The organism is Micromonospora lutea (genome assembly GCF_016863535.1).
GTDB classification, from domain to species: domain Bacteria; phylum Actinomycetota; class Actinomycetes; order Mycobacteriales; family Micromonosporaceae; genus Micromonospora; species Micromonospora lutea.
Window position 1 is genome coordinate 141,757 of sequence record NZ_BOPB01000025.1, and the last position, 13,049, is coordinate 154,805.

The 13,049-nt window shown below is 71.0% G+C and carries 13 protein-coding genes; 11 read left to right on the forward strand and 2 right to left on the reverse strand.

Features of this window, described 5'->3' with window-relative positions; genetic code table 11:
• Position 1: 1 nt before the first annotated feature.
• Positions 2-1,108 carry a citrate synthase 2 gene (locus Vlu01_RS20590; RefSeq protein WP_204002039.1) on the reverse strand — a complete coding sequence of 369 codons (1,107 nt, stop codon included), beginning with the start codon at positions 1,106-1,108 and terminating at the stop codon, positions 2-4.
• 254 nt (positions 1,109-1,362) lie between these two features.
• Here Vlu01_RS20590 and pdxH point away from each other — a divergent pair, with 254 nt between their 5' ends.
• From pdxH to Vlu01_RS20625, 7 genes are all read left to right on the forward strand, one after another.
• The gene (pdxH, locus tag Vlu01_RS20595) at positions 1,363-2,016 is read left to right on the forward strand and encodes a pyridoxamine 5'-phosphate oxidase (protein WP_239096012.1); all 654 of its coding nucleotides are present in this window, start codon (positions 1,363-1,365) and stop codon (positions 2,014-2,016) included.
• Positions 2,016-3,353, forward strand: a complete 1,338-nt coding sequence (locus Vlu01_RS20600; protein WP_373307479.1) for an MFS transporter — start codon at positions 2,016-2,018, stop codon at positions 3,351-3,353. The genes pdxH and Vlu01_RS20600 overlap by 1 nt, the downstream gene beginning before the upstream one ends.
• A gap of 11 nt (positions 3,354-3,364) precedes the next feature.
• Positions 3,365-4,294 (forward strand): aldose 1-epimerase family protein, encoded by a 930-nt coding sequence (locus tag Vlu01_RS20605; RefSeq protein WP_204002041.1) that lies wholly within the window; start codon positions 3,365-3,367, stop codon positions 4,292-4,294.
• Between the two features lie 42 nt (positions 4,295-4,336).
• Positions 4,337-4,939, forward strand: coding sequence for a nitroreductase family protein (locus tag Vlu01_RS20610; protein WP_204002042.1), 603 nt, complete (start codon positions 4,337-4,339; stop codon positions 4,937-4,939).
• 189 nt (positions 4,940-5,128) lie between these two features.
• Entirely contained in the window at positions 5,129-5,434 is a 306-nt protein-coding gene (locus Vlu01_RS20615; protein ID WP_204002044.1) for a type II toxin-antitoxin system VapB family antitoxin, read from the forward strand.
• Positions 5,431-6,591: an acyl-CoA dehydrogenase family protein gene (locus tag Vlu01_RS20620; RefSeq protein ID WP_204002046.1), complete on the forward strand. Its 1,161-nt coding sequence runs from the start codon at positions 5,431-5,433 to the stop codon at positions 6,589-6,591. Before Vlu01_RS20615 ends, Vlu01_RS20620 begins: the two co-directional genes overlap by 4 nt.
• Before the next feature lie 98 nt (positions 6,592-6,689).
• Positions 6,690-7,427: a DUF4230 domain-containing protein gene (locus Vlu01_RS20625; RefSeq protein WP_204002048.1), complete on the forward strand. Its 738-nt coding sequence runs from the start codon at positions 6,690-6,692 to the stop codon at positions 7,425-7,427.
• 52 nt (positions 7,428-7,479) lie between these two features.
• On the opposite strand, the gene Vlu01_RS20630 is transcribed toward Vlu01_RS20625, so the two are convergent.
• Positions 7,480-7,686 carry a PspC domain-containing protein gene (locus Vlu01_RS20630; protein WP_204002050.1) on the reverse strand — a complete coding sequence of 69 codons (207 nt, stop codon included), beginning with the start codon at positions 7,684-7,686 and terminating at the stop codon, positions 7,480-7,482.
• 329 nt (positions 7,687-8,015) lie between these two features.
• Between Vlu01_RS20630 and Vlu01_RS20635 the strand changes: the two genes are divergently transcribed.
• The 4 genes from Vlu01_RS20635 to Vlu01_RS20650 are packed head-to-tail and all read left to right on the forward strand — an operon-like array spanning position 8,016 to position 13,036.
• A complete protein-coding gene (locus Vlu01_RS20635) occupies positions 8,016-9,383 on the forward strand; it encodes an L-serine ammonia-lyase (protein ID WP_204002053.1) in 1,368 nt (455 codons plus the stop codon).
• Between the two features lie 58 nt (positions 9,384-9,441).
• Positions 9,442-10,269: an ABC transporter permease gene (locus tag Vlu01_RS20640; protein ID WP_204002056.1), complete on the forward strand. Its 828-nt coding sequence runs from the start codon at positions 9,442-9,444 to the stop codon at positions 10,267-10,269.
• Positions 10,269-11,015 carry an ABC transporter ATP-binding protein gene (locus tag Vlu01_RS20645; protein WP_204002058.1) on the forward strand — a complete coding sequence of 249 codons (747 nt, stop codon included), beginning with the start codon at positions 10,269-10,271 and terminating at the stop codon, positions 11,013-11,015. Before Vlu01_RS20640 ends, Vlu01_RS20645 begins: the two co-directional genes overlap by 1 nt.
• On the forward strand, positions 11,012-13,036 hold the full coding sequence (locus Vlu01_RS20650; RefSeq protein ID WP_373307468.1) for a DUF5941 domain-containing protein: 2,025 nt from the start codon (positions 11,012-11,014) through the stop codon (positions 13,034-13,036). The genes Vlu01_RS20645 and Vlu01_RS20650 overlap by 4 nt, the downstream gene beginning before the upstream one ends.
• Positions 13,037-13,049: the final 13 nt, after the last annotated feature.

Genomic DNA, 13,049 nt, shown 5'->3' on the forward strand with positions numbered 1-13,049 from the left:
CTCAGGCGTCGCGGGGGACGGCGTCCCAGCCGTCGACCTCATGCGGCTTGCGGGTGCCGGGGCCCACGTAGCGGGCCGAGGGGCGAACCAGCCGCTGGAGCTTCTTCTGCTCCAGGATGTGGGCGCTCCAGCCGCCCATCCGGGCGCAGGTGAACATGGAGGTGAACATGTGCGCCGGCACCTCGGCGAAGTCGAGCACCACGGCGGACCAGAACTCGACGTTGGTGGCGAGCACCCGGTCCGGCCGGCGGGCCTGCAACTCGGCGAGGGCGGCCCGCTCCAGGGCCTCGGCGACCTCGAAGCGTGGGGCACCCAGCTCCTTGGCGGTACGGCGGAGCACCCGGGCGCGCGGGTCCTCGGCCCGGTAGACCCGGTGGCCGAAGCCCATCAGCCGCTCACCCCGGTCGAGTACGCCCCTGACGTAACCTTCCGCGTCGCCGCTGCGCTCGACCGCCTCCAGCATGCTGAGCACCCGCGACGGGGCACCGCCGTGCAGCGGACCGGAGAGCGCTCCGATGCCCGAGGAGATGCAGGCGGCGGCGTCCGCACCCGTGGAGGCGACGATCCGGGCGGTGAAGGTGGAGGCGTTCAGCCCGTGCTCCGCGGCCGAGATGAAGTACGCGTCGACGGCCTTGACGTGCCGAGGGTCGGGCTCACCACGCCACCGCTTCATGAAGCGCTCGACGACCGTCTCCGCCTTGTCGATCTCCTTCTGCGGAACCGCCGGCAGCCCGAGGCCGCGAGCGGACTGGGCGACGAAGGAGAGCGCGGTGACCGAGACCCGGGCCAGGTCCTCGCGGGCCTGCTCGTCGGAGATGTCCAGCATCTGCTGCAGACCCCAGTACGGCGCGAGCATGGCGACGGCGGACTGCACGTCGACCCGGATGTCTCCGGAGTGCACCGGCACCGGGAACGGCTCGGCCGGCGGCAGGCCCGGGCCGAAGCGGCCGTCGACCAGCAGCGCCCAGACGTTGCCGAAGGAGACCTGGCCGATCAGGTCCTCGATGTCGACTCCGCGATAGCGCAGCGCACCGCCCTCGCGGTCGGGCTCGGCGATCTCGGTTTCGAAGGCTACGACGCCCTCAAGTCCGGGTTTGAAGTCGGCCATCTCACTGCTCCTGGTGTGTGGTCGGTGCGCCCGCCCGGGCTCGGTGTCCCGGCCCCGGCCGGGTGAGCGCCTTAGGCGACCCTCAGGGATGTGTTCGTGACATCTTGCCTGCTGGCGACCGGGTGCGCGAGACGCTGGCAATGTGCTGCAGGCGACATCCCGCTTGCCGGGCCCCTCCCGGCACCGATAAGACTGGGCCGGACGGGCTGGTCGCCGGGCGCGTACCGGCCCGACGGGGGAGGAGCGGGAACGTGATGGGGGACACACCGGTGCCGGCCGGAATGCGGCACGAGTACGCCGCCGAGTCCGGCCTGACGGAGAGCGGACTGGCCGCCGACTGGCACACCCAGTTCGACAGGTGGTTCGCCGACGCCGTCGCCGCCGAGTTGCCCGAGCCGAACGCGATGGTCCTCGGCACCGCCGACGCCGCCGGGCGGCCGAGCGCGCGGACGGTGCTGCTCAAGGGGTACGACCCGGAGGGTTTCGTCCTCTTCACCAACTACGACTCCCGCAAGGGTGCCGAGGTGGCCACCAACCCGTACGCCAGCCTGCTCTTTCCGTGGTTCCCGATGCAGCGGCAGGTGATCGTCACCGGTCCGGTGACACGGGTCGACCGGGCGGAGACGGAGGCGTACTTCGCCAGCCGGCCACGCGGCTCGCAGCTCGGAGCCTGGGCCAGCACCCAGTCGTCGGTGCTGCCGGACCGGGTCGCCCTCAACGACGCCTATCGGGCCGCCGCGGAGCGCTTCGCCGACGTGGACCCGATCCCCGCCCCACCGCACTGGGGTGGCCTGCGGGTACGCCCCGACTCGGTTGAGTTCTGGCAGGGCCGGGCGAGTCGACTGCATGACCGGCTGCGGTTCCGTCGCACCGGTGCGGACTGGGTCGTGGAGCGGCTGGCACCGTGATCGTCGGCAGCACCAGCCGGCCGCGCGAACAGCGCCGCTGGGCGATCGACCTGCGTCCACTGCGGGTGCCGGCGTACCGGCGGATGTGGTTCGGCAACACCGTGGCGATGTTCGGCTTCCAGCTGACCGCGGTCGCCGTTCCCGTGGAGATGTACGCGCTGACCCAGGATTCGCTCTGGGTCGGTCTGCTCGGGATCGCCGGCTTCGTGCCGTTGCTGATCTTCGGGCTCTGGGGCGGGGCGGTGGCCGACGCCTGGGACCGGCGTCGGGTGCTGCTCGGCGGCTCGGCGCTGCTCTGGGCGTCGATGCTCGGGCTGCTCGGGCACGCGCTGCTCGACATCGGCAGCCCGGTGCTGCTGCTGGCGTTGGTCACCCTTCACTCGACCGCGTTCGCGATCAGCTCACCGGCACGCAGCGCGATCCTGCCCCGACTGCTGCCGCTGGAGCTTGTGCCGGCCGGCGCCACCCTCAACTACACGACGTTCACGGGCGCGTCGGTGGTCGGGCCGCTGGCCGCCGGGCTGATCTTCGCGGCCTTTGGTGCCGATCGGGGTCTGCCGATCGCGTACGCGCTGGACGCAGTGCTCTTCACCGCGCTGGTGGTGGCCACCGTCCGGCTGCCCGCGATGCCGCCCGAGTCGGAGGTTGACGGCGAGGCCCGCCGGGGCGGGCTGCGGGGCGTGGTGGACGGCTTTCGATACCTCGCCACCACACCGGTGCTGCTGCTGTCCTTCGCCATCGATCTGATTGCGATGATTCTGGCGATGCCTCGGGCGCTCTTCCCCGAGGTGGCGCAGGAGCGGTTCGGCGGTGACGCGGTGGTGGGCTGGCTCTTCAGCGCCATCGCGATCGGCGCGATGCTCGGCGGGTTGACGTCCGGCTGGATCGGCCGGCTTCGCCGCCAGGGCCTGGTGCTGGTGGCGGCCGTGGTGGCCTGGGGGTTGGCGATCGCCGCGGCGGGGCTGGCCCGACAACTGTGGCTCATGGTGCTGCTGCTCGCGGTCGCCGGAGCGGCGGACCTGGTGAGCGCCGTGCTGCGACAGTCGATGCTGCTGGTTTACGCACCGGACCGGATGCGGGGCCGGCTACAGGGTGTCAACACCGTCGTGGTGGCCGGCGGTCCGCGCCTGGGTGACCTGCGGGCCGGTGCGATGGCGGCCGGATTCGGCAGTGGGGTGGCCTGGGTGGGTGGCGGTGTCGCGGCGGCGTTCCTGGCGGCGTTGCTCGCCGTGGCCTTCCCGGCGCTGACCCGCTACCGGCCGCCGGCTCGGGAACACGGACCCGAGCACGACGGGAGTCCCCGACCGCGGCGAGCGGACGACGACGGCGGCGACTAGGGTCTGGCGACATGGACAGCCGCGATCCGATCCCCCTGTCGGGAGCCCAGTGGAGCATCTCCGCCGCCGGTCACGAGGCGGTCATCGTCGAGGCGGGCGGCGGACTCCGCGCCTACCGCCAGGACGGGGTCGAGCATCTCGACGGGTACGCCACCGACGAGGTGTGCCCGGGCTCGGCGGGGCAGGTGCTCGCACCCTGGCCGAACCGGATCCGCGACGGCGTCTACACCTTCGGTGGCCAGTCGAGGCAGCTGAACCTGACCGAGCCGGAGCGGCACAACGCCATCCACGGTCTGGTGAACTGGGTGTCGTGGCAGCTCATCGAAAAGCGGTCGGACGAGGTCACGGTCGGCTACGACCTGCTGCCGCAGCCCGGGTACCCGTGGCCGCTGCGGCTGCGTACCAGGTGGAGTGTGGGCGCCGACGGACTGCGGGCCGAGCACGAGGTGACGAACGTCGGCACCGAGGCGGCGCCCTTCGGCTTCTCCGTGCATCCGTATCTGCGGCTGCCGGGGGTGCCGGTGGAGGACATCGCCCTGCGCGTACCTGGCCGGACCCGGCTGGTGCTGGACGGTCGGCTGCTGCCGGTCGGCGCGGCCACGGTGGCCGGCACCGAATACGACTACACCGAGCCGCGCCGCATCGGCGACGCGGTGCTGGATCTCGCCTTCGGGCAGGTGATCCGGGACGCCGACGGTGGCTCCTCGGTGACGCTGACCGGTCCGGACAGATCGGCCGGGTTGCGGCTCTGGGCCGACGACCAGTTCGGCTGGTGGCAGGTTTACACCGGTGACACGCTGACCGGCGAGCGGTTCCGCCGGTCGGTGGCGGTGGAGCCGATGACCTGCCCACCGGACGCGTTCCGGTCTGGCCGGGACCTCATCACCTTGGCCCCGGGCGACACCTGGCGCGGAAGCTGGGGCATCCGACCAGGTGTCTGAGCGCCCGGTCACGTGCCGGGCGGGCAAGTGGAGGAGTACGGCGTGGAGTTCGCGGAGGTGGTCCGGCGGCGTCGGATGGTGCGCAACTACGACCCGGACCGGCCGGTCCCGCCGGAGGTGCTGGAGCGGCTGCTGGAGCACGCGCTGCGGGCCCCGTCAGCGGGCTTTTCGCAGGGCTGGGGCTTCCTGGTGCTGGAGTCACCGGAGGACCGGGAACTCTTCTGGACGGCCAGCACCCCCGAGGGCGGTGGGACGGGGCGGTGGCTCACCGGGATGCGCCGGGCCCCGCTGATCGTGGTGCCGCACGGCAACCGCTCGGTCTACCTGGAGCGCTACGCGGAGCCGGACAAGGGTTGGGCGGACCGGTCGACGGATCGGTGGCCGGTGCCCTACTGGTACGTCGACACCGGCTTCGCCGCGCTGCTGATGATGCTCACCGCGGTGGACGAGGGGCTCGGTTCGTGTTTTTTCGGCATCCCGCCCCAACGGTTGCGGTCCTATCGCGAGGCGTTCGGCGTGCCGGACGCGTACCACCCGATCGGTGCCCTCACTATCGGTTATCGAGCCCCCGACCACCGGTCACCATCGCTGCGTCGTGGCCGTCGTCCAGTGGACGAGGTTGTCCGGCGGGGACGGTGGAGCTGACCGGAACCGGTGGCTTCGTCCGGTTGAGAACTGGACGACCGGTGGTGAAACTGGCATCAGGGAGCAGAACGTGGGGTGCGGGGTCCGGCTACGCTGGCACGGTCATCGGCGCCGCAGGTCGCGGCGTTGTGCCGCGACGCGGCCCGGCGTCGTGGTTCGACCCGGCCAGGGGGAGGGGAGCGTGCCGTCGTGATCTTCAGAGCGGTCCGGGACGGACGTCCCTATCCGGAACACAACCTGACCCTGAAGCAGTGGGCGGAGATTCCGCCTCGCCCGCTGCGTCTGGATCAGCTCATCACCACCAAGCGGGAGCTGGCGTTGGACAAGCTCCTCGCCGAGGACTCCACTTTCTACGGTGACCTGTTTCCGCATGTCGTGCAGTGGAACGGTGGCCTGTACCTGGAGGACGGCCTGCACCGGGCGTTGCGTGCCGCGCTGCAACAGCGCAACCAGATCCACGCTCGGGTGTTCGTGCTCGCCGGGGCGGTCGAGTGACCCAGGTGGACCTGCTCGACCTTGACGCGTCGCTGACCGAGGACGAGCGACAGGTCCGTGCCGTCGTACGCCAGGTGGTCGACGACCTGGTACGCCCGCACGTGGCCGGCTGGTACGAGGCGGGCCAGGTGCCGGCCCGCGAACTGGCCCGCGAGTTCGGCAAGCTCGGCCTGCTCGGCATGCACCTGACCGGGTACGGCTGCGCCGGCTCGACGGCCGTCGCGTACGGGCTGGCCTGCCTGGAACTGGAGGCCGGTGACTCCGGTGTCCGGTCACTGGTCTCGGTGCAGGGCTCGCTGGCCATGTACGCGATCTGGCGCTACGGCAGCGAGGAGCAGAAACAACGTTGGCTGCCGGCGATGGCGGTTGGCGAGGCGATCGGCTCGTTCGGGCTGACCGAGCCGGATCACGGCTCGGACCCGGCGTCGATGGCCACCCGGGCGCGCCGTGACGGCGACGACTGGGTGCTCAACGGCAGCAAGATGTGGATCACCAATGCGCCGATCGCCGATGTGGCGGTGATCTGGGCGCGCACCGACTCCGGCGTGCGGGGCTTCGCCGTACCGATGGAGACGCCGGGGGTGACGGCCAGGGAGATCGGCCGGAAGATGTCGCTGCGGGCCTCGCTGACCGGGGAGATCTCCCTCGACGACGTCCGGCTGCCGGCCGACGCCCAACTGCCCGACGCGATCGGGTTGAAGGCACCCCTGAGCTGCCTGACCGAGGCTCGGCACGGCATCGTCTGGGGTGCTCTCGGCGCGGCTCGCGACTGCCTGGAGACGGCCCTGACGTATGCCACGACGCGCACCCAGTTCGGGCGGCCACTGGCCGGCTTCCAGCTCACCCAGGCCAAGCTCGCCGACATGGCGGTCGAGTGGAACAAGGGCTACCTGCTGGCGCTCCAGCTCGGCCGGCTGGCCGACGCCGGAAAGCTGCGCCCCGAGCAGGTCAGCGTCGGCAAGCTGAACAACGTACGCGAGGCGTTGGCAATCGCCCGGCAGTGCCGCACCATCCTCGGCGCGAACGGGGTCTCCGGGGACTACCCGGTGATGCGGCACGCCAACAACCTGGAGAGCGTGCTGACCTACGAGGGCACCTCGGAGATCCATCAGCTGGTGGTCGGGCAGCGGCTCACCGGCGTCTCGGCGTTCACCTGAACCCGGCCCGCTCCATCTGACGGACTCGACGAGCGGCTGTCGTACGTTGGGCTTACCGTCATCAACAGAAACCGCGTCTGACGAGGACGGTGAGGGCGATGGCACGCGACGGCGACATCAACGAGCCCACCAGCAACTTTGATGATCACCGGCCGGACGCCCCGGACGCATCACCGCAGCCCCCACAGTCAGGTGGCGGAGCGGTCCGCGCCCTGCTCTGGGTGCTCGGGGCCGCGGCGCTCGCGGTGGTGGTGCTGCTCGGCGTGCAGACCACCGGAATCCTGCCCGAGTTCCGTAACCCGTTCACCAAGGAGCAGACCGACCGCAGTCAGCCCGCGCTGCTTGAGTCGATGCAGGATCTCAGCCGCTACGTGGCAGCCGAGGGCAACTTCCAGGTCGTGGTCGACCTCCAGAACGACCGGCGCAATGTGCCGGACTGGCTGCTCAACCAGCGGACCTTGTTCGTCGGGTCGGGCAGCGTCGAGGCGTACGTCGACTTCGGCACCCTCACCGAGGGAGCGATCGTGCAGTCGGCTGACGGGAAGTCGGTCGAGATCAAGCTGCCGGCACCGCAACTGGGCGAAACCAACCTGGACCTGGAGAAGAGCTACGTCTTCGCGGAGGAGCGTGGCCTGCTCAACCGCGTCGGTGATCTGATCGGCGGTGATCCGAATCGGCAACAGCAGGTCTACCGGTTGGCCGAGGATCGGATCACTGCCGCTGCTCGGGACAGCGGCCTGAACGCCCGCGCCGAGGAGAACACCCGCAAGATGTTGGAAGGGCTGCTCCGCTCGCTCGGTTTCGAGCAGGTCAGCGTCACCTACGTCGCCCCCTGACCGACCGGTCCCGGCCCGCCGGTAAGGCGGGCCCGGTCGGGTGGCCGGCGGCTCAGCGTCCGGCGACCAGGTGGCGGTCCTCGTTGGGCATGATGATCCAGAGTGCCAGGTAGATGATCACCTGAGTGCCCGGCAGGAGCAGTGACAGCAGGAACAGCAGCCGGACCAACCCGGCCGATGTCCCGAACCGCCGCGCCAGACCGGCGCAGACCCCGGCGAACATGCGCCCCTCGCGGGGGCGGACCAGTTTGCGACTCATTCGTGGCACTTCCCCTCTGCGGCGATCCGCCGCTGCTGCAATCAACGCTAGGGATGGATGGCCGCCCTGCCCTCGGTCGGGAGGAGGAAGACCACCGCGCTGACCCGTAGGTGCTTTACCCGCGCAGGCTCCGGATGACGCCTACCACCGGGATCAGGGCTGACCGCGACGCCAAGGGCGAGGTAGTAGGCTCGCTGGTCGGGCGCCCTCACCCGGGCGTCACCAGGGCCGGACCGCACCGGAGACCGGCCACGACCGGGTCGGCTGCACGGAGCCGACCATGACCGGCCGCGTACCGGTAACCCCGGGGACGGCGAGAAGGCACTGTCATGATCAGCGTGTTCGACCTGTTCAGTGTGGGTATCGGACCGTCCAGCTCGCACACCGTGGGGCCGATGCGGGCGGCGCGTACCTTCGTTGCCGGGCTCAAGGGCGACGGGCTGCTCACCGACACCGCCCGGGTGCGGGCCGAGTTGTTCGGTTCCCTCGGCGCCACCGGGCACGGGCACGGCAGCGACCGTGCGGTGCTGCTCGGCCTGGCCGGCGACGCCCCCGAGACGGTCGACACGGACAGCGTCGAGACGCGGGTGGCCCGGATCCGGACGGAACGCCGGCTGTCCCTGCTCGACACGCACGAGATCGACTTTGACCCGGAGCGGGACCTGACGTTGCACCGCCGTCGGTCGCTGCCGTACCACCCGAACGGGATGATCTTTTCGGCGTACGACGCGAGCGGGGCCGAGGTGCGTACCCGTACCTACTACTCGGTGGGTGGTGGGTTCGTGGTGGACGAGGCAGCGGCCGGGGCGGACCGGATCAAGCCGGACAGCACCCCGGTCCGGTACCCGTTCCTCACCGGCGCCCAGCTGCTCGACGTGACCGCCGCGACCGGGCTCTCGATCAGCGAGGTCATGCTCGCCAACGAGGTGTCGTGGCGGGCCGAGGCGGACGTTCGCGCCGGGCTGCTCGACATCTGGCGGGTCATGCGGGAGTGCGTCGAGCGCGGCTGCACCCGCGACGGCACCCTGCCGGGTGGTCTGAAGGTGCGTCGACGTGCCGCCGAACTGCGTCGGAGCCTGCAGGCCGACGCCGCCGGAGATCCGCTGCACGTGATGGACTGGGTGACGCTGTTCGCCTTGGCGGTCAACGAGGAGAACGCGGCCGGCGGCCGGGTGGTGACCGCGCCGACCAACGGGGCAGCCGGCATCATCCCGGCGGTGCTGCACTACTACACGCGGTTCGTACCGGGCGCCTCCGACCAGGGGGTGGTGCGGTTCCTGCTGGCGGCCGGCGCGATCGGAGTGCTGTTCAAGGAGAACGCGTCGATCTCCGGCGCGGAGGTGGGCTGCCAGGGCGAGGTCGGCTCGGCCTGCTCGATGGCCGCCGCCGGGCTGGCCGAGGCGCTGGGCGGCACGCCGGCCCAGGTGGAGAACGCCGCCGAGATCGGCATGGAGCACAACCTGGGGTTGACCTGCGACCCGGTCGGGGGTCTGGTGCAGATCCCGTGCATCGAACGCAACGCGGTGGCTAGCATCAAGGCGATCACCGCTGCCCGGCTCGCGCTCCGCGGTGACGGGGTGCACGCCGTCTCGCTCGACAAGGTCATCAAGACCATGCGGGAGACCGGTGCCGACATGAAGGTCAAGTACAAGGAGACGGCGCGCGGTGGCCTGGCCGTCAACGTGATCGAGTGCTGAGCGTACGGGCGTTCACCGGCTGCTAACCTGTCGTTCGTTCAGCAGGCGGGAGACGGCGGTGACCTCTGGCGTCGCGGCCCTGTGGTCGCACCGCAATTCGCTGCGCATCCTGGTCCGGCGTGATCTCGCGGTCAAGTACCAGCAGTCGGTGCTGGGTTACCTCTGGTCGCTGATCGAGCCGCTGGGCATGGGCGCGATCTACTGGTTCGTCTTCGGCGTGCTCTACTCCCGCGACACCAACCGACACCTCGGCGAGGCGGCCGGGTCGTACCCGCTGTTCCTGATCACCGGAATCTTCGCCTGGATGTGGACCAGCTCGGCGCTGAGCGAGGCCACCCACGCGCTCACCGGCCAGTCCCGGTTGATCACCACGATGAACGTACCCCGGCAGGTCTTCCCGATCGGCCGGGTCGTCGGTCGCTTCGCCGAGTACGCCGCGGGCCTGCCGATCCTGGCCGCCATCGCGATCTGGTACACGGCGCAGGGCCGGATCGAACCGGGCTGGTCCCTGCTCGCCCTGCCGTTCGCGGTGCTGGTGCAGGCGATCCTGTTGATCGGGCTGGCGTTGCTGCTGTCGGCGTTCAACGTGCTGATGCGGGACGTGGAGCGGTTCATGCGCCTGGTCATCCGGGTGCTCTTCTATGCCACGCCGATCATCTATCCGCTCAGCCTGGTCCGTGACTCCGGCCTGCCCGGCTGGCTCAGGGCGGCCTACGAACTCAACCCGCTGGTCGGCATCTTCCAGCTGCACCACGCGGTCTGGTATCCGAATGAGTTCCCGGGCGCGCGGCTGCTCGCCACCACCGTCGGCATCAGCGTGCTGCTGTTCGTGGCCGGCTGGTGGGCGTTCCGCCGGCTCGAACCGGCCGTGCTCAAGGAACTCTGATGGGTGAGCCGATCATCGAGGCGGAGGGCCTCGGCATCCGGTTCGTCCGCAACCGTCGTCGACAGTTGCGGCTACGGGAGCTGTTCATCCACCGGGGGACACGTGGTGCCTCCGACGGCCGGTTCTGGCCACTGCGCGACGTCTCGTTCTCGATCGCGCCCGGGGAGACCGTCGGGGTGATCGGCCGCAACGGCACCGGTAAGAGCACTCTGCTACGGCTGATCGCCGGGGTGCTGATCCCCGACGAGGGGCGGATCCGGGTCTCCGGTGCCGTCGCCCCGCTGCTGGAGCTCTCCGCCGGCTTCTCCAACGACCTGACCGGGCGGGAGAACCTGTACCTGGTGGGCGGCCTGCACGGGCTGTCGTCGGGCTACCTGAAGCGCCACTTCGACGAGATCGTCTCCTTCGCGGGCGAGCAGGTGGAACGAGCCATCGACACCTCGGTACGGCACTACTCGTCCGGCATGAAGGTGCGGCTCGGGTTCGCGATCATCTCCCACCTGCCGCACCCGGTACTGCTGATGGACGAGGTGACGGCGGTGGGCGACGCCGAGTTTCGCAAGAAGTGCTACACGACCATCGACCGTCTGCTCGGGGAGGGGCGCACTCTGGTGCTGGTGTCACACAACGAAAAGGATCTGACCCGGTTCTGCCGTCGAGGACTCTTCCTCGACGCGGGCCGGCTGAGCGTCGACGGCACTATCGCCGAGGCGATGGCCGCGTACCACGACGCGGTTCCCCGGTGACCCTCGCGATCGTGCTCGCCGCCGGATCACCGGCCGCGAGCCTGCCGACGGCTACCGGCGAGACGATGAGTGAGCGGCTGGCCGCCCAGTGGCGACGGGCCGGCGCGGCCGAGGTACGGATGGCCGCGGACCTGGACGAGCTGGCCCACCTGGCCCGGTCGGCCGACGGTCCGGTGGTGGTCAGCGGGGTCGACCTGGTCGCGCACACGGCCGTCCTGCGGCACCTGGTGACCAGCCCGGTCGGGCCGACCGTGGCGCTGGTGCTGACCGATCCGCCCACCGACGGGCGGACGGTGCTGCGCGAGGAGCGCGGCCAGGTGGTGGAGGCGGGCCGCCCCGAACAGTTGGCGGGAGGCACGGCCACCGGCATCTTCGGCGGCGCGGTGCGGGTCGGTCGGGAGGACGTGCCGGCGCTGGTGGCGGCGGCCCGCGCGGTCGCCGCCGGTCGACTACCGGCCGGAGCCGTCGCGGTGGACCCCTTCGAGGGCGCTGCGCCGGTCGTCCGCCCGGACAGGGCGGCAGGTCCGGTCGTGGACCAGCTCTTCGCCGCACTCACCGCGCAGGGCGCGCTCGTCTTCGCACAGCGGGTACGCCTGCTCGTCGCGCACCGGGTCGACGAGGCCGCCGGGCTGGCCCGGGCGGAGGCGGCGGTGGCGGCGGTCCACGAGGACCGGGCCGAGTTGCGGCTGTCGGTGAAGGAGAAGGACGACTTCTTCACCACCTTCTTCGTCAGCACCTGGTCGCCGTACGTCACCAAGGGCTGTGCCCGGTTGGGGCTGAGCCCGACCGCGGTGACCATGGTGTCGGTGGCCTTCGCGGCGGCCGCGGCGGCGATGTTCGCCGCCGGTGGCCGGCCGCTGCTGGTGGCCGGCGCGGTCCTGCTCTACCTCGGCTTCGTGCTGGACTGCGTGGACGGTCAGCTGGCCCGGTACACCCGCAACTTCAGTGCCTGGGGTGGCTGGCTGGACACCATGGCCGACCGGGCGAAGGAGTACCTGGTCTACGCCGGTCTCGGCTGGGGCGCCACGGCGGCCGGGTTCCGGTACGGCTGGGCCCTCGCGATCGCCGCGATGACCTTGCAGACCGTGCGGCACATGACCGACGCGTGGTACGGGGTGCTGCACGACGAGGCGGCACGTCGGCCGAAGAGCGTCGGGACCGGTGGGGGTGGGATCGGCGATCGACTCAACGCGGCGTCGACCCGGGTGCAGGCGGACACCGGCTCGGTGTCGTACTGGCTGAAGCGCACGGTGGTCTTCCCGATCGGGGAACGGTGGGCGTTGATCTCGCTGGCGGTGGCCCTCTTCGACCAGCGGGTCGCCCTGTTCGCGGTGCTGACCTGGGGCGTGCTGGCGTTCGCGTACACCGGTGGGCTGCGTACGCTGCGGGCGCGTTGGATGCGGGTACCGGTGCTGAACACGCTCGACGCGACCCTGCACCGCGACGACGGACCGCTCGCCGCCCGGTTGCCGGTGGCCCGCCGTCCGGGGCCGTTGGCGCTGGCGGTGGGAGCCACGGCGGTGGTGACGATCCTGCTGGTCCTGGCGCTCGGCTACGGTGAGGCGTGGCCGAGCTGGACCGTGCTGCTCGGGCTGGTGGGGCTGCTCCTCGCGGCCGGCGGGGCCGGGGCGGCGCACCACGGGCCGTTGGACTGGCTGGTGCCGGCCGCGCTGCGGGCCGCCGAGTACCTGTTCGCCATCGCCGTCGGCGTGATCGGCGGCGCGCCGGCCTGGCTCATCTTCGGGTACGTCTTCGTGCTCACCCTGCATCACTACGACCTGGTGGCCCGGCTGGAGAAGCGGCAGCCGGCCCCGCCGCTGCACGCCGCGACGCTGGGCTGGGAGGGACGCTCGGCGGTGCTGGCCCTGACGGCGATCGCCGGAATCGTGAGTATTGGTCTGGCTACACTCGGTATCTACCTGTTGGTGCTGTTCATGGCGAGCGTGGTGCTGGCGTGGGTGGTCCGGCCGGCGCGCGCCGCGCGGCTGCCGGCGGGTGCGGGAGCTCGCGCGACTCGCTGAGGAGGGGCCGGGA